The organism is Nostoc sp., from assembly GCF_036917135.1.
Lineage (GTDB): Bacteria > Cyanobacteriota > Cyanobacteriia > Cyanobacteriales > Nostocaceae > Nostoc.
On the sequence record NZ_JBALEA010000010.1, the window covers coordinates 188,704 to 211,646 of the forward strand.

Consider the following 22,943-nt stretch of genomic DNA (forward strand, 5'->3'; position numbering starts at 1 on the left):
TTCAACTTGTCTTGAGCAGATACTTATCTTTAAATATATAGGATAAAAAAATACTGCTCGTATTGCCCAAAACTCAAAGCAAGCGGAAATTGAACGTAAGTTCCAAAGGATCTGTTGAAGGCGGTTATAATCCAATACAGTTCAGTTAAGCTTCTCTTCCTTATCTTCCTTCTCTTACTTTGCGTCCTTTGCGTCCTTTGCGGTTCGTTAAAAAAGGGTCTTAGCCTTAACTGAACCGTATTGGGTTATAATCTCCACAGACTTGCCCGATAATTGAAATCACACTAAAGTCTCTGGTTTCTACTCTTCGCTTAATGTTTCAATCAACAAATCCACCTGTTGCTGTCGCTGCTGCAAAAAACCTTCGCACTGACGCAAATACTCCACAGCAGTTGCAAATTGATCAAACACAGCTGACAATTCCAACTCACCCGCCTCAATGCGAGTAATAATTCCCTCTATTTCAGCAACCTTCGCCTCATAATTCCAACCTTCCTCAGAACTAGAAGCACTCTTACGTTTAACCATCAACCTCTCTGTGTCCTCTGCGCCTCTGCGGTTCGTTTACTTCCATCACCTTTACTTTAACCCCACCCTGCCCCAACTGAATCACTAACTCTTCCCCCACAGCCAACTCCGCCGCCGAACGAGCGATCGCCCCATCTTCCCTTCTCACCACCGCATAACCACGTTGTAACACCGCTTTCGGATCAAGACTAGCCAACTTTTGCCGTAATAATTCTAGATGTTGAGTTGCTTGCTGCGATCGCCCCGTGGTAATTTGCACCAAATGCTGACGCTTCCAAGCTAACTTGTCCACCTCTTGCTGCACTTGTCGATCTAACCGCAAACGTCGCAAACGATTCCGCAATACTTGGAGTTTATTAAGAGCATTTTCCCTAAAGTCATGCACTGCCTCATGTAAAGCCACAACTCGCCCCCGATGCTCAGTATACAACTCTGAAAGTCCTGGCACAACCATTTCTGCCGCCGCAGTGGGTGTATGCACACATACATCTGCAACTAAATCTGCCAAAGATTCATCCCGTTGATGGCCAATACCAGTAATTACCGGAATAGAACAACTAGCAAGCGATCGCACCACTCGTTCATCATTAAAACAAGCTAACTCTTCCACCGCGCCACCACCCCGCGATAAAATTAGCACTTCGGCACGTCCATCTCTTTCCACTCGCTCAATTGCTTTGACGATAGATTCCGGTGCTTGCTCACCTTGCACTGTCGCCGGAGAAAATAAAACGTGTAAACCGGGATACCTTTGCTTCAGGGTTTTTTGAATATCACCCCAAGCAGCAGCCGTTGGTGAAGTGACAACAGCGATGGTTTGGGGATGAGTGGGGAGCGATCGCTTTCTTTGCGCGTCGAACAACCCCTCAGCCAGCAAGCGATTTTTTAATTGTTGATAACGCAACGCCTGTAAACCAACACCAGCAGGTAAAGTCTGCCAAACTGATAACTGATATTCTCCCCGTTGCGGATACACGCGAATACTACCCAAAATAATTATCTGCTCACCGGCAACTGGCATTTGGGCAAGTTTTGGCAATTGACTATTCCATACCACACACTTAATTCCGGCGGTGCGATCGGTATCTTGCAGTGTGAAAAATAAACCACTGCGATGGTGATTAGCACTGGAAACTTCCCCAGTTACCCAAACTTGCCGCAATTGTTCATCTTGCTCTAACAGCAAGCGAATATAGTCAGTTAATCCAGATACCGAAAGGGCTGTATTGAGAATCAGAGAGTCGGGAAGGTGGAAAGTCATCAAAGATGGGCGATCGCAAAAGCTTGGTCAAATTTTAACAAATAACGTTAATTGATAGCTATAGCAATCCTGAATCATTCGTGAGAAATAAGATCACCGACTTCTTTAATTAAGTCGGCGATCTCCTGTTTGCAATTTTTACAAATCAAATAGGATTGTTATAGGACTTTTGTGGGTAATACTAGAGAAAAAATTACTGACGATGGAGTTCATCATGAACCTAAATATAGTTGATGATAAATTGCAGATAGAATTTACGTTTAATGAGCAATTGCTAGCTGTTCGCTTCAATAAACTTTGGCAAATATCACTAGCCCATATTGAACAAGTTACGACAGCCGAACCCCAAAGCAATTGGCGGGAATTGCGTGCCCCTGGTAGTTTTATTCCTGGAGTGATTAAGGCTGGAACTTATTACACTAACCGAGGTAAAGAGTTTTGGTATGTGAATCGAGAGACAAATTATTTAACCATTGAATTGCGAGATGAATCCTACAAGCGGATGATCTTAACTATTGATCACAATGAGTCTTGGCAACAAAGACTTGCTCAGATAATTGCTGCATAGTTAACCAGGTAAAACAAGCCTGATAACATAAATGGTGAGGTATTATTTATCTTCAGCCAAAATACGTGATAAAATCCCGTTTCTAGGATCTAAGAGGTTGTTTGAAAACTGTTTCGCTGTGACTTTAGGCACTTTTAGATCCCCCCTAACCCCCCTTAAAAAGGGGGGAACCGGAATCAAAGTCCCCCTTTTTAAGGGGGATTTAGGGGGATCTAAAACTATTTGATACCGATAATACGACTTTTCAAACATCCTCTAAGAAGAAAATGCTGGCTGCATCGTCTCTGCCGCCAGAAAGAGTAATAGGCATTCCCAGTCTGAGACTGGGAACGAGGCAATTTCTCAAAGGCTTGTCTAGTCAGGCTTATACTTTATTTGGTGTTAACCACCAGCCACAGCTGGGACAATACTTACTTCATCGCCATCTTTAAGAGTTGTGTTGATACCATCTAAATGGCGGATATCTTCGCTATCGACGTAAAAATTTACAAACCGACGTAGCTTACCTTGTTCATCGCACAACCGCGATTTAATCCCAGGAAAGCTTTTTTCTAAGGATTCCAACAATTCGCCAATAGTGCTACCAGTGGATTCTAGAGTAGCTTGATTATTAGTAAAACTCTGAAGAGTCGTAGGAACTAAAACTTTGACAGCCATAGAAGTAGAAAGTTAAGAGTGAGGGGTGAGGGGTGAGGAGTGAGGAGTGAGGAGTGAGGAATAAAAAACTCATAACTCCTAACTCCTAACTAAACGAGTACTTGTTGCCATTCCAAGCGTTCCAGAGTACGCGATCGCTCTAGGGCACGTTCAAAACTATCGAGTTTCGCATCAATAGTCAAGGGTTCGCCAACGTAGCCTTGGATTGCTTCTTGGGTTTTCAAACCATTGCCGGTGATGTAAATCACGGTAGTTTCATCTGGATCAATTTTGCCAGCTTCTACCAATTTTTTCAGCACGGCAACGGTTGTACCACCAGCCGTCTCTGTGAAGATGCCTTCGGTTTCTGCCAGTAGCTTGATGCCATCAATAATTTCTGCATCATTGACTGATTCAATGTTACCACCAGTCTTCTGAGCTAACTCCACAGCATAAATCCCATCTGCTGGATTACCAATCGCCAGCGATTTCGCAATTGTATTCGGTTTAACTGGTTTAATAAAGTCGCGTCCTTCTTTGAAAGCTTGGGCGATGGGTGAACAACCTTCAGCTTGAGCGCCGCTAAAACGAACGCTCTTGTTTTTTACCAAACCAACTTCGACAAATTCTTGGAACCCTTTATAAATTTTTGTAAATAGTGAACCAGATGCCAAAGGAGCAACAACATGATCGGGTAGTTCCCAGCCTAGTTGTTCCGCAACTTCAAAACCTAAGGTCTTAGAACCTTCAGAGTAGTAAGGACGCAGATTAATATTGACAAAACCCCAGCCGTATGTATTAGCAACTTCTGAACAAAGACGATTTACTTGATCGTAGTTGCCCTTGACGGCCATCAGGGTGGGACTGTAGATCAGACTACCAATAATTTTACCGGCTTCTAAATCTGCGGGGATGAATACACAGCAGTCTAAACCTGCGTGAGCTGCGATCGCAGCTGTAGAATTTGCCAAATTACCAGTGCTAGCACAAGAAACAGTAGTGAAACCTAACTCTCGCGCTCTCGATAAAGCAACTGACACCACCCGATCCTTAAAGCTCAGGGTGGGCATATTCACGGCATCATTTTTTATATAAAGCTTATTTAGACCCAGGCGACGGGCAAGACGGTGGGAACGAACCAAGGGAGTCATACCCGTTCCCACATCAATAAAATTATCAGTTGCGACGGGCAAAAAGGGACGGTAGCGCCAAATTGAATTGGGACCAGCTTGAATTGTTTCACGAGTGACAGTCAGGCGTAAGGCGTTGTAGTCATACTTGACTTCTAATGGACCAAAACATAATTCACAAACATTACTGGCCTTGAGTTCATATTCTGCACCACATTCCTTACACTTCAAGGCTTGAAAGTAGGCAGTGCTGGTTTGGGTTTGGGTTGTGATTGCCTGAGTCATAAACTAGCTTTAATAAGTTTGTCTGTCACTGTCGCCTGATACTAACACGAGCAAAAATACCAGTCAAACATACCCGACTATTTTTATCGGGTATAGCTAGTAATGAAAGAAATAATTCTTGTAAAATTTTAATCCCAGTAATCACTATATCTAGTACTTACACTGTAATGGCTCATGTTACAAAAAAGATACTACTTTCTAATGTTCAGTTTTAATACTGATCAGCTTTATGATTAAACTGCATTAAATATATGATTAAATTGCATAATTTGAAATCCGATCACTCTTTTAGTGATCTAGATCACTTAGCAAATCTGATCTTTTTTGATCTAAATTACTCCACAGGGTAGTCTGTATATTATGAAAGTAAATACCCAAAAGTACTTTGATATATAGGCTTTAGGATTTTTTGCATCTAATTAAAGCTATTTGTATTGCAAAATTAAAGTTAATTTTTAGGCTTTGATGCGCTGATTCACAGCTATGGAAGTTACTCATATATACTGAAGACTCTTTTCGCTAAAAAAGTTACATTCTATTTAAATAAGTAACTCGGCGTAAATAATTATAGTTGGGATAAGGCAGGGAGCAGGGAAAAGCAGTTTTAGTCCTGTTTAGCTTTCTTCGTATGTTTAGTTTTTTTGTGCCGACTTACTTAGACAATTCAAAAGACACAATCAAAACTCAGGGATACTTGCCCTGACTAGCTTTGATTGTCAAGAGTCAGCATCAAACAAATAGGTATAAATTATTTTTGCCTATTGCCTCAATATCATTTTTAGGGAGTGTCAATCATTTAACTCCTTAAATATACATCCCCGAAGAAAACTTTGAAGTTTTAGACAGCGATATTCGGTAATTCTTAAGGAATTGCCGAACTCAATCCTGTCTCAAAATCCAAGATACAAGTTCAGCAAACAAACAAACTATTTCTATGGTATACCCAAAAAAATCTCTCAACAAGCAGCGTAACCCTTACCAATCTCTAGTAGCAACAGCATTATTAAGTAGTAGCCTTTTCCAATTTATTGCACCTGTATTAGCTGACGGTACAGCTGCGGGTCAATCAATCAGCAACACGGCGACAGCGACCTACGAAGATCCTAGCAATCCAGGGACAACTATAAATTCCACCTCTAACACTGTTACCGTAACTGTGGCAGAAGTGGCTGGTATGACCGTCACTGGGTCGGGTGTTGCAGATAAGAATGGTGGCACTGTTGGAGTTAACGATTTACTAACTTACACCTACACCCTAACCAACGTAGGTAACGACGCCACCAAATTCCATATTCCCAACCAAGCAACAACAACTGGGCCGGGTACAGTTTCTGGTACACTTGATCCTGATAAAAATGGTGCAATACCAGCTAGTGGCACACTGCAATACAGTACTGATGGTGGTACAACTTGGACAAACGTAACAGCCGGTGGTGTAGATACACCTTCAATTCCGGTTAGTGGTACTGTGTTGGTTCGTGTGCCAGTCACCGTACAAGCTGGTGCCAAAACCAACGACATCATCACCGTTACTCTTGGTAACACTCCTGGAGACGCTCAAAACCAACTACGGAGTCCCGATGGTGGTGACGTTTATACTGTAGATAATCCAGATACTCCAGCTCTTGTTGGGGAAATTGCTGGCGCACCAGTTAATGGTGTACGAGAAGCTAGTATCACTCAGCAGATTAAAGTAGGGAACAGTGCTAAAACTATCGCTCTAGCCACTATCCTAAAAACTCGTACAGGCTATAACGCTGGTGATGCCTCTGTCCTTAATGATGATCTCTTGACTTATGGTTTGAGCTTACGAGTAGAGAGCAACGATGTAACCAATCATGGGCTAACTCCCGGAGCTTTATCTGGTACACCAATCAATGTAGACGGTACTGTAAGTCCCCATATCTTAGTTTCTGATGCAATTCCAGCATCGACAACTCTTAATAGCACCCCAACCGCTCCTTCAGGGTGGATAGTAGTTTACGCCGGTGAAGATCCTACAGCTACAAATGCTAATGACGCTTTGTGGAAAACTAACCCTGCTCAAGTAACAGGTGGTGTAGTTAAACGAGTTGGTTTCATTAATAATCCTAGCGTTATTTCCTCCGTTGCTACTGGAACAACCCTTACAGGCTTTACTGTGCAAGTGAAGACCACTGGTGTTACAGCTTCGACTCCGACCGCTATTAACAACATTGCTCAAGTCTTTGGTACAACTGCTGGAGATACAACCAACACCCTACTCTTCGACGATTCAGGTGACCAAAATCCAGATAACATTGACCCCGCTACTGGACAACCGGCTGCTACACCAGACAAGGGCTATTACCCGAATCCAGTTACTACAGCTCAAACTGACACAGGTAATAACAACTCAGGTACTCCTTCTACTACTGGGTATGTCAACACATATACCATTTCAGTTGCCTCACCAAACTCAGTTTTGAATGGACCTAATGGTGCCCCTGATGCAACTGGTCCATCGGGTCTGACCAGCGATGACTTTACCAACAAATCTTCTCTAGTTCCTGCTGGTACGACACCTGGTAGCACAGTTGATCCACAATCAGTTGGCTTCACTAACACCATCAAGAACAATGGCACTAGCCCTAACGACGTTACAATCGTGCCAACGAAGCCAACAAACAACACAGATTTACCAGATCAGACAAAGGTAACTATTACCTATGGTAGTAATTCTGTTGTCTATAACTACGTGCAAGCAACAGGAACCTTTACAACAACTAGTACAACTCCAATTAAAGTACTTGCTGTTGCTCCTGGTGCAAGCGTCAACTATGGTGTAGAAGTTGACCTACCTGCTAATACTAAGCTCTCAACCGATATTGGTAAGGGCTTCCCTGTGCTGATCGCTGCTTTCATTGATGCCAATACTAATGGTGTATTTGATCCTGCTACGGAAGTCAATAACGTTAGCATCGATCGCGTCTACACTGGCTTCTTGCAACTGATGAAAGTGTCACGAGTTTTACAAGGAACTGGGCCTGCTGTTGGTACAGGTCAAGATGATTTTGAGTCTACACCAGCTTACACCAATGCTAATGGCACTATTATTGATCCGAATTCAGGCGTTGTTGATGTAGGTAGAAAGCCTTCTCCAGGCAACATTATTGAGTATCAGATTCGTTACAAAAATATTTCTGATGCTCAAGCTGGAACCGGTAACGTGATTTTGAATGCTAACAAAGTTGTGATTAGTGAAGATGGTACGCAAAGCCCCAACAACTGGGCGTTAGACAACGATACCAACACTCAAATTGATACTAGCAACATTGTTGGTTCAGCGAAAGATTCTGGGGCTTCAACTATTCAGTTCTTCAGTGGTAACCCCGCTAGTAGCTCTGCTATCGATCAAACTGGAACGACAGTTAACAGTGATGTCACCAAGTATGTAGATACATCTACCGGACAAGTTGCACCAGGTGTTCAAAGAACATTTACCTTCCAACGCAAGGTTAACTAGATAGTTTAACCTCAGGCCTCTTTGCAAAGAGGCCTGAAATCGCCCATCTGTGTTTGTAGTTGGTGATTTCACACTAAAGCGCCAACTACGAACTGATTGTTTCTCAGCAAAATTGGGAAAGATAAATCAGCAATCAACATTTTGTGAGCTTTTTGAGGTTATTTATTATGAAGCGTCTTTCTATTGCAGGTTTAGGAGCGATCGCCCTCATTGCGACAGTACCATTTGTCCATCAAGTGCCGGGAGTGGCTTCTGTATGGCATTCTACAAGTGCTGTTGCTCAAAATGTCAAAACTCAAGGGCAAATTCAATTGCACTTAGAGGCAGAAAAGCAAGTGGTGGCACAGGATCAACAAGGTAAGCAAAGCAAAACATGGCAACCTTTGAAAGGTCAAGCTGTGGTGCAACCAGGCGATGTGTTGCGATATACCTTAAGTGGCGAAAATAAGAGCGATCGCTCGGTGAGCAATTTGACTCTTAATCAACCAATTCCCAAAGGAATGGTATACGTACTTAAGTCCACCAGTGCAACAAATAATGCAAAAATTACTTATAGCATTGATGGTGGGCGCAGCTTTGTCGAAAATCCCACTGTTAAAGTTACTCTTCGTGACGGGAAAGTGGAAACTAAACCAGCACCAGCCATTGCTTACACCCACATCCGTTTACAGGTTCCGTCAGTTGCAGCCAAGACAACAATCAAGGCGACTTATCAAACCCAAGTGCGTTGATTGAAATTATGTTTGTCTTTGGTGATTTGTCCTTTGTAATTAGTAAATGATCAAGAAGGACTTTCACACATTATTTGACTAATCAAATCGGATTTCTGTAGCAGTGAACTTGCAGTAAATACCATTAGATATATCTGCAAAAGTGCCAAATATAGAGACGTAGCACTGCTACGTCTCTACAAGGGTTCTGGATTAAGCATAATTTCTGGAAATGTTTAGCAAGTACCATCTAATCATTTAGATTTACCCAAATAAAGCAGTGTTTTTATTACTAACAACCTTGGGATACCAGAGGAGGTGTGTTCAGTGAGCCCTCTTCAAAACCAAAAGCAAATTATTTCTAGCAATAAGTGGTGGCGACGGTTAACAACAACTGTTCTCCTGGGAAGTATTTTGCATACTACTATAATTCTACCAGCGATCGCACAACAGACTAACAATCTGCTTGCGTCGGTGCCATTCATAAATCAAGCTGCTTATACTTATACGGATTCTGCTAGTAATCATGAATATCAAGGAACTACTAGTAAGCTTAACGTTAGTCCCACACCATTAGTTGACCCATTAGGACGGGTTTTAGGTTGCGCTGGTGCAATTTTACCTGACTATACAGGTTTTTCAGTTGGGGTGTACGAACCTAACCCTAGCGATCCAACGGGAACAGAATTGGGTGGTTTGGCTGCTTTGACTCGAACAGAGTTACCAGATGTTCCTAATAACAATGTTCCTGGGGGTAAATCGCCAAATACCGAGAATAGTAACCCCTACTTTCTGACGAATAACCCTGCGGGTGTCTACAATTTCCTCCTCGATCCGAATAAGGGTCAAACTGATCCAGGTAGAACCTATATTTTTGTAGTCAATCCACCACCAAATTCTATTTACAAACAGCGACGTATCAAGATTGAAATCATTGCTAGCACTGGCACACAAGGTAATGGTGTGGTGCGGTATGTCGCCAGTTCTCTAGATGGTCAACCTATCAGTCTCACAGGCCAAACCAGAGTAGAGCAAACAGTTGTCTTGGTTGCTAATGCAGAAACAGTAGGACTGGACTTATCAGCCTTTGAATTCACTACCAATATGTGTCAAGCCAATCAGTTGCAGATTATCAAAACAAGCGATCGCGCTGCTGCTGAACCTGGAGATACGGTAATCTACCGTCTTTCGGTAAAAAATCTCGCTGATGCTGGTTTGAATAATGTAGTTGTCACCGACAACCTACCTTTAGGATTCCAGTTTTTGCCAAAAGCTGTGCGGGGAGAAGTGGATGGTCAACCAGTCACGATCGCCTCAGAACGTAATGGTAACACAGTGACCTTCCGCACAGATGTAATAATTCCCACAGAGAAAGTCCTGAATATTGCCTACGCTGCTCAATTAACACCCGATGCAGTACGGGGAACAGGTCGTAATAGTGCGATCGCTAATGCCCAACGAGCTGATAACCGTTTTAGCGTCAAGGATGGACCAGCAACCCACCAGTTGAAAATTAATCCAGGAATCGTCTCTGATTGTGGCACGATTATCGGTCGAGTTTTTGTTGATAAAAACTTTGACGGTGAACAACAACCTGGTGAACCTGGAATACCAAATGCAGTGATTTTTCTGGAGGATGGAAACCGCATCACTACAGATCCTAATGGTTTGTTCTCCTTAGCTAATGCCTTACCTGGATACCACACAGGGGTATTAGACCTCAGTAGTATCCCTGGTTACACTTTAGCTACCAACCAAAAATTCCGCGAACGAAATAGCCAATCTCGCTTGGTGCGTTTAGAGCCTGGTGGCTTGGTACGCATGAACTTCGCTGTCACCCCCACATTTCAGGAGCCAGTGAAGAAATGAAACCCAGACTACACAATACAACTATATTTAATCTGAAACTGATGGGGGCGATGCCAGTAGCTCTCAGCCTCATTTTGTATCCTACTATTGTCAAAGCAGAACTCACCAACGAAAATCTGCTTCTTCCTGATTCCCCTTTGCAAACACAGAAGGCTGTTGAAGATCAAACCGATCAAGATAAATTTTCTGAAAAAGGTATAGATGTAAAAAATTCTGGCGTTGGTGTTTCAGGATACCAAAAGCCCACGCAAATACCCACCGAAAAGTCTGATCGCTGGAAGCCGACAATGAGAAATTTTCAAGACAAAGGCGCAAAGCTAAGGAGAGTAATTCAGCAACGCTTAAATTCTTCCGCTCTTTTGGCAAGTTCTGAGCAGCAGTTTCTACTCATCGAAGTTGCCTCAACTACTGATACTTCAATTTCAGATGTCCAGTCAAGTGAAACGGAAATACAATCATTTCAACCAGCAACTTTTGTGGAAGTGCCTAGAGGCTTACGCAAAATTGCCGGAATTGAGGACAAGAAAGATAAAGTCCAAGAGACTCCAGCTTCTACAACAGAAATACAAACATTTGAACCAGCAGTGTCCGTAGGTTTACCTAGAGGCTTAGGCAAAATTGCCGGAGTAGTCAACAAAGAAGCCCAGGCACAGGGGGAAAATCTGCCGATATCCCCCCCTCCGACAGTCCCTGCCTCTCCCACTGTCCCTATATCTACAGCAATCAAAATCTTGACTCCAACGCCTGAAAGTGTTGTAGATGTACAAGCTACTACGGTGGTTGTGCAATTTCCTGTTGGTAGTAAGGTAGAATTGCGGGTGAATGGGGCGTTGGTAGACTCTTCCTTGATTGGACGAACAGAAACTGATGCCACTACTAACTTAGTAACACAGACATGGTATGGTGTCTCATTAAAAGAAGGTGCAAACACCATCTCTGCACAAGTTGTTGGTGGAACAGAACCCCCTGTAACTGTGCAAGTCGCAGTTCGGGGAGCGCCAGAGAAAATAACCATAGAAACAGTTGAGTCACGTATTCCAGCCGATGGACGTTCTACGGCTACAATCAAGGGTCAACTGATCGATGCTAGTGGTAATCGCTCTAACCGCGATGCTGTTGTCACTTTGATACCTAGTGCTGGGGAGTTTATTGGGACAGACTTCAAACCCGATCAACCTGGATTCCAAGTGGAGGCGAAAGGGGGACAATTTACAGCTAAGTTGCGATCGCAACTCAAAGCCGAAACTGTCACGATTCGCGCCCTAGCTAATGATTTAGAAGCCTTTACCCAACTGCAATTTGAAACCGCACTGCGTCCGAGTTTGGTGACAGGGGTAGTAGATTTACGTTTGGGCGCTAGAGGGACAAATTATTACGGCAGTTTCCGTGATTTCCTCCCTCCTAACAAAGATAACAGCACCCAATTAGATTTTCACTCAGCAGTATTTGCCACTGGTGCCATCGGCGAATGGTTGTTTACAGGTGCATATAACAGTTCTCGTAGCCTCAATGAAGATTGCGACTGCAATAATCGCCTGTTTAGGACTTACCAATCCAGTGAACAAAACTATCCTGTCTACGGCGATAGCTCAAAAGTTGATGTCATCACTCCTTCCATTGACAGTGTATATCTACGTTTTGAGCGTTCAACTGGTATAACTGGCTCTGATCCTGATTATGCCATGTGGGGTGACTATAACACAGAAGAATTTGCTCGGCGATCGCAGCAATTTACTTCCATCACCCGTCAACTGCACGGCTTTAAAGCTAATTACAACTTCGGAAACCTCCAAATTACAGGTTTATATGGCAACCACTTAGAAGCATTTCAACGCGATACCATTGCTCCCGATGGCACTAGTGGTTATTACTTCCTCTCTCGCAGACTACTACAAGCCGGTAGCGAAAATGTCTTTATCGAGTTAGAAGAACTCAATCGTCCTGGGACTGTATTACAACGGAAGCAGCTAAACCGAGGGCCAGACTACGAAATCGACTATGATCGCGGTACCTTAATATTCCGCGAACCGATTCTTCGCACTGATATTGATGAGGCTGGACAAGTGTTAGTACGTCGGATTGTTGTTACCTATCAATACGACAGCCAAGACTCTGATAGTAGTATCTATGCCGGTCGTTTGCAATATAACCTTTCGCGTAAATTGAACCAGGAAAGTTGGATTGGAGCAACTTACGTCCAAGAAAATCAGGGAGTGCGTGATTTCCAACTCTATGGTGCAGATGCGCTGATTGCTTTAGGTGATCAGGGCCGGTTAATTGCAGAATATGCCCATTCCAGTAATGATTCTGATGTGGTGGGAAAAGTCAGGGGTGATGCATATCGGTTGGAAGCTGAAGGACAAATTGCCAATGGGATTCAAGGTCGCGCCTATTATCGCTTTGCTGATACAGGTTTTGCCAATAATGCCACTATCAGCTTTGTCCCAGGACAAACTCGTTATGGAGCGCAGGTTACAGCTAAAGTGACCTCAAGCACTAACGTCAGAGTGCAATATGACCAAGAAGACAATTTTGGCATTGCTCCCCAACCCCTAGACACCTTTGAAGAACTTTTTGCACCCCGTTCTGAAGCCATACCTGGGAGTAAAGTTGATAATTCGCTGACAACGATTTCCGCCGGGATTCAACAACGCTTGGGTAAAGCGACTCTGGATCTGGATTGGATTCATCGTCATCGGGAAGACCGCATCCCCGACAGCGCCTTAAGTGGTAATTCTGATCAACTGCGATCGCGTTTTTCTATTCCTCTTGCTCAAAACCTGACTTTCCAGGCGCAAAATGAACTGAGTTTATCTTCCCAAAAAGATACTGTTTACCCAGACCGGACTATTTTAGGGTTGAACTGGGCATTAATTCCTGGTGTCAGCGTCAGTCTAGCTCAACAGTATTATAGTAGCGGTCAATATTCGGGTAACTCTATTACCAGCTTGAGTGTCAACGGTGAACACAAACTCGGATCAGATACTACCTTGACCGGTCGTTACTCAATTTTGGGTGGCGCTAACGAAATGACAACCCAAGGGGCGATTGGTCTAAATAATCGCTGGACTATTGCTTCGGGATTACGGCTGAATGTTGCTTACGAACACGTATTTGGCAACTTCTTGGGAAGGACTGGAGCAGGCCAACAATATGCCCAACCCTTCGCTGTTGGTCAATCTGCATCGGCGATCGGATTTGATGGTGGCGATAGTTACAGTGTAGGACTGGAATATAGTGATAATCCACAGTTTCAAGCCAGCGCCCGTTATGAGCATCGCTCATCTTCTGGTGGGGGGAATACAGTAATTACCGCAGGTGCTGCGGGTAAAATTTCTCCGGCTCTCACAGCCTTGGTACGTTATCAACAAGCCGGTTCTTCCAATCAAACGCTTTCAGGATTGGGAGATACTGCTAACTTAAAGCTGGGTTTAGCTTACCGTGACCCTAACAACGATAACTTTAATGCTCTATTGCGTTATGAATATCGCCAAAATCCAGCAACCATCCCTGACACGATTCTGTTAGGAAGTGGTACGGGTTCTCAAGACCATACCTTCGCCTTAGAAACTATTTATGCCCCTAACTGGCAATGGGAATTCTATGGTAAGTATGCTTTGCGTAACAGTACTTCTTACATAGCTAACGATTTAGCTGGTACTAGCACAGTTAATTTGGCGCAATTACGCGCTACCTATCGTTTGGGATATAGCTGGGATTTGGTGGGTGAGGCTCGTTTAATTACTCAGTCTAACTACAGCGAAACAGGCTTTGTGGTGGAAACAGGTTACTATCTGACTCCTAACCTGCGCCTTTCTGCTGGATATGTGTTTGGTAAAGTTGATGACCGGGATTTCTCTGGTACACGTTCTGCGGGAGGGGCGTATTTGGGCTTCACGGTTAAGCTCAACGAATTGTTTGACGGTTTTGGACAGCAAAAAATTCCGCCACGCCAGCCACAGGAATCTGCGATGAAAACTTTGGTGGGTAGACTCAAGGCTGCAAGGGGGATACAAAAGCGTGAAATCTAAAACGGTTATTTGTAAAGACGTAGCAGTGCTACGTCTCTACAAACCGAAAAATGATATTTAAATTCGGTAAATGTGAGTTTAGATGGTAGATTCTCGGATAAATTGGGAAACCTAAAACCGGGCGATCGCTTTAGTGCGATTTCTAGTATTGGAACTAAATTATGAAATGTTTATTTAAGAATTTAAAAGCGATCGCTATCCCAGGAAAAGGCGATCGAGGTCAATCGAATCAGTTACTTGGCTCATACAGAATTTGGCATCGACTCGTGTTGCAGGGAATACTCACAACAATATTTGCAGGTCAAAAAAATATCGATCGAACTAAACGATCTATAACTGTTCGCAATATTTCCAAAAGCCGGGGAATGTTGAATAAACTCTGGATGCCCATACTATTATCCGGGGGTACAGCACTCAGTTATTTACTCCTGACTACGCTTGCTCCCACTAAGACATTCGCAGGGGAATTAGAATTTTCATCCGGTAGTATGAGTCCGATTCCGAATGGCCCAACAACCAATCCGCTAACAGCAACTTTACTGGAAAATACTACTGGCACTACTTTTGCACCCTATACGCCCGCAATTACGGTGACAGGTTCTTTTTCCAATCAAACATATACAAATGGTTTGACTTTTGGAGCTACGATTAACGCCGCAAGTAAAACTCCAGTTGCACAGCCAGTCTTTGACAAAATGTCTGTGATTGGCACGCCTACCAATAGTATGTTTACCTCAAATCCCAGTAGTACTGCTGGAACTGGAATATCAACAACAGATAACTATGCATTTTCAATGTTTGCGACGACTGAGCCGTTAGATCAAGCCAACCTTGCTACAAATGGTAGATACTATTATGGAGATTTAACCCTAACGTTTAGCCGACCTCTTTCCGACCCAGTAATCCAAATAGTCGGACTTGGTGGGACTAACGGTACTCATGGACATTCTGCTGAATTTGAATTAGTCACTCCAGGGATTACTGCTAGCAAGTTATCTGGCACCACCGAGCTTAATGTTACGAATAATAAAATACTTAATAGTGCTACCACCGTGGCTGCAACTTGCGGTTCTGGTGCAGCTTGCGGTAGCGTTAAGTTTGCAGGTACTAACATTAAGACTCTTACTTTTAAGGTTTACCTCAGAGGTGATAATGCAGCAGGTACTTGGTCTGCGGCAGGAAACTACAATGGTGATAAATTTCTCTTTGGTGGTGTGTCTATTGCAAAACCAGTTACTGTGTCAGGAACAGTTTTTGATGATGCTAACGGACTGACCAATAATGCAATTGGTGGGACAGGCAGCAATGCCGGTGGTTTGTTCGCAAATTTAGTGGATGGCAATGGCAATGTTGTTGCCAGTACTGCCGTTGCAGCCAATGGTACTTATTCATTTTTGGCGATCGGGGCAGGTTCATATTCTGTTTCCATCAGCACAACGGCTGGAGTACAGGGTTCCACTGCTCCAGCAGCTAGCATACCCTCCGGTTGGGTCAATACGGGTGAAGGAACAGCAGCAGCAGGCGATGGTACTGTCAATGGGACTACCTCGATCACAGTAGCGGCTGTCGATGTAACTGGGGTAAATTTTGGCATCGAACAACCCCCGAATACAACCGATGTCACCGCATCTTCCCAAACCAATCCCGGTAGCACAACAAAAGTGCAAGTCGCTACCCTCGCAGGCACTGACTCAGAAGATGGCGCATTAGGCAGTGGCAAAAGCTTCAAAATTGTCACCCTACCGACCAACGGGACGCTGACTTACAACAACGTAGCGGTGACAACAGGGCAGGTTATTAGTAACTATGACCCAACGTTATTGAAGCTTGACCCTAACGATGGAGCCATCACGGTTAGTTTTACCTATGCGGCTGTCGATAGTGCTGGACAAGTAGATCCAACTTCAGCCTCAGTGACTATGCCCTTTAGTGTTCCTTCTTTTGTCACCGTGACTGGGACTGTATTTAGCGATGCCGATGCAGATGTAACCATCAACGGCAGCGATGCGGGAACCAATGCCGGATCAGCAAACCTGACGATTTATGCTATTGATACTGCTGGCAAAGTAGTCGCTAAAGCCACTGTCGCCGCGAATGGAACCTACACTCTGACTAATGTCCCGCAAAATTCCAGTCTCACGCTGCGGCTATCTAATGACTCCACAGTGGCAATTGGGGCAACCGCACCTACAGCCCCTAGTATACCAAGTGGCTGGTATTACACAGGCGAAAACCTCAACGGCACAATCGATCCTGTAATTACCACTTTGGGCGATATTGCCCTGACCACGACTACAAGCAATCTTACCAATGAAAACTTTGGGATTCGTCAAGCCTACAGCATTGCAGCAGACATCGCCCCGATAATCTGTAACCCAGACTATAGAACTGCATTAAATACAGGGATTACTGCTGCTGGTGGACAGGTAGCAACTGGAGCAAATGACTTAAACTGGACTGCTGAGTGGATTGCAGGCCCCGCTAGCGGACCGGGAACCCCTTATGCCCCGCCGCGCCCGGTGGGGGTAATGCCAGCGGTGGTAGTTGGCAACCTCGCCCCTGGTGCTTGGATAAATGAGCCAGCCAATGCTCGCTGGATTAGCTATCCTTTCCGATTGTCAGTGAATAGCAATGGCGTTCATAATGATGCTGATTTAGATGGAATTAATGGGGAAGGTAATAGTGGCTTCTCTGGCCCTGGCACCTCTGATGATGTGCGACTGAAATTCACCTCCCAGCTGACTTTGCCCAGTAATGCCAATACGATCGCAATTTCCTTACCCGTTGGCGTAGCGATTGATAATCAATTTGTCAGCATTAAGGTCAATGGGGTGGAAAATCTCGTGCCGACTCCGGCGGCAAATCCCATAGCTGCTGATTATGGCACATTGAAATCGGTTAACATCACCAATGGTTGGCAAGCTGGGGTGAACACTATTGAAGTCATCGTCGATTCTGGCCCCGATCGAGTTGGTTTCTTTCTGGGTGTTCAAGCCACCACGACTCAGGTTTGTACTAACCCGAATGTTCTCTTGGTGAAACGGATTACAGCGATTAATGGCGGCACTACCACATTTGGGGGAGATTCTTTAGTCGGTTATATTGATTCTCCAACTAATGCCTATGATGATAATACCATCACCATTCCCACCCAACCGACACCAACAGACCCGCCCAAGGACACAGACAAATGGCCATCCTTGAATAGTTTCATGCTCGGTGGCATCAATGGCGGTAAAGTCAAGCCGAGTGATGAAATCGAATATACTGTCTATTTCCTCTCCGCAGGTAATGGAACAGCAAATAATGTTTTGATCTGCGATCGCATTCCTGATAATGCCACTTTCATGCCGACTGCATTTAATAGTTTCCCCACCAAAAATACAACTGGTCTTCCAAGTGGCGATCGCGGTATCATTTGGCAAAACAATGGTGTAACTGAATCCCTAACTAATGCCAAGGATGATGATACAGCAGAATATTTATCCCCAGATATTGACCCCACGACCAAGTACCCTGATATCAAATGTGATGGCAGCAATACTAACGGTGTAGTGGTTGTGAATTTGGGAAATGTACCAAATGCAACTGCACCAGGTACACCAATTAATTCTTACGGGTTTATCCGCTTCCGGGCAAGAATTAAATAAAGTGTCTGCAACAATAGACACAACAAGTGAAAAAAAATGTAGAGACGCGTTAGCGAAGCGGGGCGTTCGCTTTTAGCGTCTCGCAGAGAAGCCCAGTACAATTTCGCGTCTCTACAAGGGTTTTGGGTAACGCAAATTAATGAAAAGTAGAAGAGTGCGCTTTTTACCATACTTTATTTAAATTCAATTCAAACCCAGGTAAAACCTCTTCACCGGATACAGTTGTCGGAGATTCTAATATTTCTACCTCTTTCCCTAGACAAAAAATTTCTCCTGTTTTATTCTTCGGATCAAGTAACCAACCTAACCGAACACCATTGTTAATATACTCTTGCATCTTTTCTCTGAGTTTTTTCAGAGAATCACTACTAGAGCGCAATTCCACCACAAAATCAGGTGCGAGAGGAGAAAATTCTTCTTCTTGTTGAATTTGAGTTAAAGCCTCCCATTTTTCATTACTTACCCAAGAAGCATCGGGTGAGTAAACCGCACCATTAGGGAATGTAAAACCACTGGAGGAATCAAATACAATACCTAAATTTGTGCGATCGTTCCAGTTCCACAGTTGAGCATTCAAACCAGAGTTTTTCTTACCTGTCCACGGATACGTCGGGGGCATAATTATGATTTCTCCAGTTGCAGTACGTTCTAACTGCAAATTTTGATTAGCTTGGCAAAGTTCATAAAACCCCTCGATACCCAGATTGGGAATATTTAAAGTGATGGCGTTCATAAGCTTTAAGAGTGAGGTTTTGTCCTAATTTAAGTAAATCAACGAAAAGTAGAAGAGTGCGCTTTTTACCAGATTTTATTTAAATTCAATTCAAACCCAGGTAAAACATCTTCACCTGATACAGTTGTCGGAGATTCTAATATTTCTGCGTCTTTCCCGAAACGAAAAATTTCTACTGTTTTATTCTTCGGATCTAGCAACCAACCTAAACGAACGCCATTGTTAATATACTCTTGCATCTTTTCTCTGAGTTTTTTCAGAGAATCACTACTAGAACGCAATTCCACCACAAAATCAGGTGCAACAGGAGAAAATTCTTCTTCTTGTTGAATTTGGGTTAAAGCTTCCCATTTTTCATTACTTACCCAAGAAGCATCCGGTGAGTAAACTGCACCATTCGGGAATGTAAAACCACTGGAGGAGTCGAAACCGATACCAAGTCCGGTTTTTTCAATCCAAATGGCAAGTTGACCAATTAGGCTAAAATTTTTCTTACCTGTCCACGGATACGTCGGGGGCATAATTATGATTTCTCCAGTTGCAGTACGTTCTAACTGCAAATTTTGATTAGCTTGACAAAGTTCATAAAACCCCTCGATACCCAGATTGGGAATATTCAAAGTGATGGCGTTCATAAGCTTTAAGAGTGAGGTTTTGTCCTTGTACCAATTCTATTAGGACTTACGCAAAACTATACGCTGTAGGGGCAATACCCTGCGGGAAGACGCTTTGCGTCTACATCAATTGCCCTAAGAAGAAAATAAAATAGAGATATTGAGTCAAAATGAATGTATAGAGGTAGCAATGCTACCTCTATACAAGGTTTCTGGGTAAGGCACATTTAATTTCTACCAGATGTCTATTAAGTTTCTTTCCCATTACCTAAATCTGAGCCTTTCAAGACAATCCCAACTCTTCTGGAAAACTGAGCATGATGTTTAGGTTTTGGACGGCGGCTCCCGATGCACCTTTGCCCAGGTTGTCAAGACGAGCAACTAGTAACACTTCTTTGGTAGTGTCATTGGCGAATACGAAAACCTGAACAATATTCGTGCCGTTGATTGCAATCGCATCTAGAAATATTCCGTCTCTCAGCAGAGTAGAATCTTGGTATGGAGCAACCTGCACAAACTTTTCACTTTGGTAGTAGTTTGCGATCGCTTGATGAATAACCTCTCCTGATGGTGGATTATCTAAAATCCCTAGCGGCAAAGGCACTTGTACTAACATCCCCTGCTCAAAATCCCCTACTGCTGGTACGAATAGCGGCGGCGATGCTAACCCTGAGTAATGATGCATTTCCTTAACGTGCTTATGCCCAAACTGTAAACCATAGATGCCATAAGGGTACAGCGATTCTGCCCCAGCTTGTTGCTCGTGGAAGCTATGGTATTGTTGAATGAGATTCTTTCCACCACCAGAGTAACCTGACACTGCATTAACCGTGATGGGAAAATTACTCTTCAGCAGTCCCTTGGCAATCAACGGACGAATACAAGCCAAGAATCCTGTGGGATAACAGCCCGGATTGCTGACAAATTGGGCGCTGGCAATTTTCTCTCGCTGTCCTGGATTTAGTTCAGGGAAGCCATATACCCAGTCCTTTGCCGTGCGATGGGCAGTACTAGCATCAAGGATCTTAACCCTAGTATTACTGACTAAGCTCACAGCTTCGCGGGCTGCATCATCAGGTAGGCAGAGAATCACAACATCGACGCTATTGATTAGTTTGGCTCGCTCAGTTGCATCCCTGCGTTTAGATGCATCAATGCTAACTAACTCGATGTCATCCCGTTGGTTGAGGCGTGAGTAAATTTGTAAGCCTGTAGTTCCCGATTCCCCATCAATGAAAATCTTCGGTTTAGTAGTCATGGTTTTTTTATATGTGGGTGGTATTTTGACTAATTAATACTTACTTAGTCTGTGGTAGATCGAGTTATTATATTAAGCTTGTGGAATTGCTGATAATAAATCAACCTGCTGTGCCTTGACGACTAAAATTTTACACTGCTCTCAACCACTCGGTTCACATTTTTGGCGGCAGTAACGTAGAACACCACATCGCCCCCAGAATTAGCACAAAACTCAACGGCAACGGTTAAAATCCAAGCAGGGTTGGCAAAGGTGTACAGGGAATGATTATAGCTAAAACGAGCGGCTATCGTGGTAATGAAGGTGTGTCCGAAATTAACTTTGAAAAATTAGGTGAAACTACATTAGGGAAGCTTTCAAAATTACGTCGTACCCAATCCATACCCACTTCATTGCTAAGTTTAATTTTCTGAGGTGTATCTGGATAAATTTTTCTGAGAATATCTGCATCTTGATCGACTACGACTTTGCCAAACTTGAGATAAGTGTTACCAAAAACCTTAAAGGCAGGGTGCTTGGCTTGACCGAATAGCAAAATGTAGGTTCGTGTCCGATTCTCAGCTTCTGGCACAAAAATGTGACACTGTGCCGCTTTACCCAACGGCATTTCTCCATGAAAAATCACCAGGGATGGAAAATGATTTTCCAGATGCGCTTTAATCGTGCTGGGTAGCAGAAACAAATCCGGTTTTATGAGTTTTTCTACTAAACTGTAAGGGGCTGTGGGCATATCATAAAACGCCTGGGAGTGATGCCCATCATCAATAAATTGATGAAATTCCACCCCGGTAATCCGAAATAATTCGCGGTGAGTGCCGTTTTGATGATTGTAGTCGTGCATATTCAGCAGCATGCTTAGTAAATCTGTCTCAACACTTCGATCTGCGGTATGCCCGATAAAGTAGTAAGTGTTGGCAATTTCATTCAGCACAGTGGGAATGGAAATTTTTGGCTCATATTCCCCATAAGACCAGACAAAATCGCCTTGAATTGTTAGCTCTAAGGGTTTCAATTGGGGTAATGTTTTCTTACTTGAGCCGGGTAACACAGTGCAGCCTGAACCATCAAACTTCAGGGCATGAAACGGACAAACTATGGCACTTGTGCCATCGCTTTCGGCTTCGCACCATCCTTCTGATAGCATTGCTCCCAGATGGGGGCAGGCGTTGGGTAAGGCATGGATCTCTCCAACTGTATCCTTCCACATCACATAGTCAGCACCATACAAAGAAATTTTTCGGGGTTGATTCACTGCCAGCATAGACTTGTGCGCTAATAACCAGGGCGCTCCAGGAAGCATAGATTGCATAGAATTTTCTCCTCAAGATAAAATTGTGAAAGATTTGTCGCATTTTCAAAATATGACAGAACATTCACATTTGTCAAGTAGCTTGCGCCACCAACCCAAACAGCAGCGAGGTAAAGAACGAGTTGAAAAAATCCTAGATGCGGCGGCGGCTGTATTTGATGAAATCGGCTATGAAGCAGCAACAACTCATCAGATTGCAGCCAGGGCAGAGACAGCCATCGGCTCTCTCTATCAATTTTTCCCTGACAAAGCTGCTATTTTTAAGGCGATGGAGTTACGTCATGTTGAGCGGGTGAAGGCTATGTGGGCACAGGTAGACATCCCCACAATTGTCCAATTACCACTCCGGCAAATGATTCATGGGCTTGTAACGACTGTTGCAAAACTATTTGAACAGCCAGTATCGCGGGTGGTGTTTGTGCAGTTTTTTATGGCACGTGAGATTTTCCAGTCGATCGATGAAAGCATGACCCAAGAGGCGATCAACTTCATGACAAATATGCTAAAGCAGCGAAATCCCGCACTGAGGGAGGAACATTACAGTTTACTAGCAGAAGTGTGTGTGCATAGTAGCAATGCGGTGATGCTGGCGGCACTTCGCAGCCCAGATCAAGAGTACCGCAAACTGTTGACTCAACAGATTGAGGACTTGATGGTGTCATATTTAGAGGCGTATATGGGTGACACTCAGTTGAGTTATGTAATGAAAGTAATGATATGTCCCCACTGTCAATCGAAGGAGTTATCCAAAAATGGGTATCGAAGGGGTAAACAGTGCTATCGCTGTAAGGAATGTGGCAAACAGTTCGTAGAGAATTCCCAGCGATCAGTTATGTTGAAGACATCTCTGGCTGATCGGAAGTGAGTAAAAGCGATC

At 43.7% G+C, this 22,943-nt stretch carries 15 protein-coding genes; 7 read left to right on the top strand and 8 right to left on the bottom strand.

Annotation, left to right across the window (positions count from 1 at the left end; translation table 11 throughout):
- Nucleotides 1-300: 300 nt before the first annotated feature.
- Both xseB and xseA read right to left on the bottom strand, forming a co-directional pair.
- Nucleotides 301-528: an exodeoxyribonuclease VII small subunit gene (gene xseB, locus V7K50_RS02980; RefSeq protein WP_334957077.1), complete on the bottom strand. Its 228-nt coding sequence runs from the start codon at nt 526-528 to the stop codon at nt 301-303.
- Nucleotides 521-1,789 (bottom strand): exodeoxyribonuclease VII large subunit, encoded by a 1,269-nt coding sequence (gene xseA / locus V7K50_RS02985; RefSeq protein ID WP_334957079.1) that lies wholly within the window; start codon nt 1,787-1,789, stop codon nt 521-523. Before xseA ends, xseB begins: the two co-directional genes overlap by 8 nt.
- A gap of 214 nt (nt 1,790-2,003) precedes the next feature.
- On the opposite strand from xseA, the gene V7K50_RS02990 reads away from it, so the two are divergent.
- Nucleotides 2,004-2,357: a hypothetical protein gene (locus V7K50_RS02990; RefSeq protein WP_334957081.1), complete on the top strand. Its 354-nt coding sequence runs from the start codon at nt 2,004-2,006 to the stop codon at nt 2,355-2,357.
- A 381-nt stretch (nt 2,358-2,738) separates the two neighbouring features.
- Here the strand turns inward: V7K50_RS02990 and V7K50_RS02995 are convergent, their stop codons facing one another.
- Nucleotides 2,739-3,014 carry a ubiquitin-like small modifier protein 1 gene (locus tag V7K50_RS02995; RefSeq protein ID WP_334957083.1) on the bottom strand — a complete coding sequence of 92 codons (276 nt, stop codon included), beginning with the start codon at nt 3,012-3,014 and terminating at the stop codon, nt 2,739-2,741.
- 89 nt (nt 3,015-3,103) lie between these two features.
- Nucleotides 3,104-4,408, bottom strand: a complete 1,305-nt coding sequence (thrC, locus tag V7K50_RS03000; protein ID WP_334957086.1) for a threonine synthase — start codon at nt 4,406-4,408, stop codon at nt 3,104-3,106.
- 934 nt (nt 4,409-5,342) lie between these two features.
- Here thrC and V7K50_RS03005 point away from each other — a divergent pair.
- From V7K50_RS03005 to V7K50_RS03025, 5 genes are all read left to right on the top strand, one after another.
- Complete coding sequence (locus V7K50_RS03005) at nt 5,343-7,892, top strand: beta strand repeat-containing protein (protein WP_334957088.1); 2,550 nt, start codon at nt 5,343-5,345, stop codon at nt 7,890-7,892.
- A 167-nt stretch (nt 7,893-8,059) separates the two neighbouring features.
- The gene (locus V7K50_RS03010; protein ID WP_334957090.1) at nt 8,060-8,623 is read left to right on the top strand and encodes a hypothetical protein; all 564 of its coding nucleotides are present in this window, start codon (nt 8,060-8,062) and stop codon (nt 8,621-8,623) included.
- Between the two features lie 297 nt (nt 8,624-8,920).
- Nucleotides 8,921-10,471: a hypothetical protein gene (locus V7K50_RS03015; protein WP_442944539.1), complete on the top strand. Its 1,551-nt coding sequence runs from the start codon at nt 8,921-8,923 to the stop codon at nt 10,469-10,471.
- Nucleotides 10,468-14,502, top strand: coding sequence for a TonB-dependent receptor (locus tag V7K50_RS03020; RefSeq protein ID WP_334957094.1), 4,035 nt, complete (start codon nt 10,468-10,470; stop codon nt 14,500-14,502). Before V7K50_RS03015 ends, V7K50_RS03020 begins: the two co-directional genes overlap by 4 nt.
- Nucleotides 14,503-14,663: 161 nt before the next feature.
- The gene (locus V7K50_RS03025) at nt 14,664-18,152 is read left to right on the top strand and encodes a beta strand repeat-containing protein (RefSeq protein WP_334957096.1); all 3,489 of its coding nucleotides are present in this window, start codon (nt 14,664-14,666) and stop codon (nt 18,150-18,152) included.
- A gap of 163 nt (nt 18,153-18,315) precedes the next feature.
- Here V7K50_RS03025 and V7K50_RS03030 read toward each other — a convergent pair whose 3' ends face one another.
- From V7K50_RS03030 to V7K50_RS03045, 4 genes are all read right to left on the bottom strand, one after another.
- Complete coding sequence (locus tag V7K50_RS03030; protein ID WP_334957098.1) at nt 18,316-18,885, bottom strand: Uma2 family endonuclease; 570 nt, start codon at nt 18,883-18,885, stop codon at nt 18,316-18,318.
- Nucleotides 18,886-18,950: 65 nt separating this feature from the next.
- Nucleotides 18,951-19,520, bottom strand: a complete 570-nt coding sequence (locus V7K50_RS03035) for a Uma2 family endonuclease (protein WP_334957100.1) — start codon at nt 19,518-19,520, stop codon at nt 18,951-18,953.
- A 262-nt stretch (nt 19,521-19,782) separates the two neighbouring features.
- Complete coding sequence (argC, locus tag V7K50_RS03040; protein ID WP_334957102.1) at nt 19,783-20,757, bottom strand: N-acetyl-gamma-glutamyl-phosphate reductase; 975 nt, start codon at nt 20,755-20,757, stop codon at nt 19,783-19,785.
- Between the two features lie 286 nt (nt 20,758-21,043).
- Nucleotides 21,044-22,057 carry a Rieske 2Fe-2S domain-containing protein gene (locus V7K50_RS03045; RefSeq protein WP_334957288.1) on the bottom strand — a complete coding sequence of 338 codons (1,014 nt, stop codon included), beginning with the start codon at nt 22,055-22,057 and terminating at the stop codon, nt 21,044-21,046.
- A 61-nt stretch (nt 22,058-22,118) separates the two neighbouring features.
- Between V7K50_RS03045 and V7K50_RS03050 the strand changes: the two genes are divergently transcribed.
- Nucleotides 22,119-22,931: a TetR family transcriptional regulator gene (locus V7K50_RS03050; protein WP_442944540.1), complete on the top strand. Its 813-nt coding sequence runs from the start codon at nt 22,119-22,121 to the stop codon at nt 22,929-22,931.
- Nucleotides 22,932-22,943: the final 12 nt, after the last annotated feature.

What these genes read in the sequence shown, in the direction of transcription:
- xseB (WP_334957077.1), bottom strand. Translation starts at nt 528, where the DNA reads ATGGTTAAACGTAAGAGTGCTTCTAGTTCTGAGGAAGGTTGGAATTAT.
- xseA (WP_334957079.1), bottom strand. Translation starts at nt 1,789, where the DNA reads ATGACTTTCCACCTTCCCGACTCTCTGATTCTCAATACAGCCCTTTCG.
- V7K50_RS02990 (WP_334957081.1), top strand. Translation starts at nt 2,004, where the DNA reads ATGAACCTAAATATAGTTGATGATAAATTGCAGATAGAATTTACGTTT.
- V7K50_RS02995 (WP_334957083.1), bottom strand. Translation starts at nt 3,014, where the DNA reads ATGGCTGTCAAAGTTTTAGTTCCTACGACTCTTCAGAGTTTTACTAAT.
- thrC (WP_334957086.1), bottom strand. Translation starts at nt 4,408, where the DNA reads ATGACTCAGGCAATCACAACCCAAACCCAAACCAGCACTGCCTACTTT.
- V7K50_RS03005 (WP_334957088.1), top strand. Translation starts at nt 5,343, where the DNA reads ATGGTATACCCAAAAAAATCTCTCAACAAGCAGCGTAACCCTTACCAA.
- V7K50_RS03010 (WP_334957090.1), top strand. Translation starts at nt 8,060, where the DNA reads ATGAAGCGTCTTTCTATTGCAGGTTTAGGAGCGATCGCCCTCATTGCG.
- V7K50_RS03020 (WP_334957094.1), top strand. Translation starts at nt 10,468, where the DNA reads ATGAAACCCAGACTACACAATACAACTATATTTAATCTGAAACTGATG.
- V7K50_RS03025 (WP_334957096.1), top strand. Translation starts at nt 14,664, where the DNA reads ATGAAATGTTTATTTAAGAATTTAAAAGCGATCGCTATCCCAGGAAAA.
- V7K50_RS03030 (WP_334957098.1), bottom strand. Translation starts at nt 18,885, where the DNA reads ATGAACGCCATCACTTTAAATATTCCCAATCTGGGTATCGAGGGGTTT.
- V7K50_RS03035 (WP_334957100.1), bottom strand. Translation starts at nt 19,520, where the DNA reads ATGAACGCCATCACTTTGAATATTCCCAATCTGGGTATCGAGGGGTTT.
- argC (WP_334957102.1), bottom strand. Translation starts at nt 20,757, where the DNA reads ATGACTACTAAACCGAAGATTTTCATTGATGGGGAATCGGGAACTACA.
- V7K50_RS03045 (WP_334957288.1), bottom strand. Translation starts at nt 22,057, where the DNA reads ATGCTTCCTGGAGCGCCCTGGTTATTAGCGCACAAGTCTATGCTGGCA.
- V7K50_RS03050 (WP_442944540.1), top strand. Translation starts at nt 22,119, where the DNA reads ATGACAGAACATTCACATTTGTCAAGTAGCTTGCGCCACCAACCCAAA.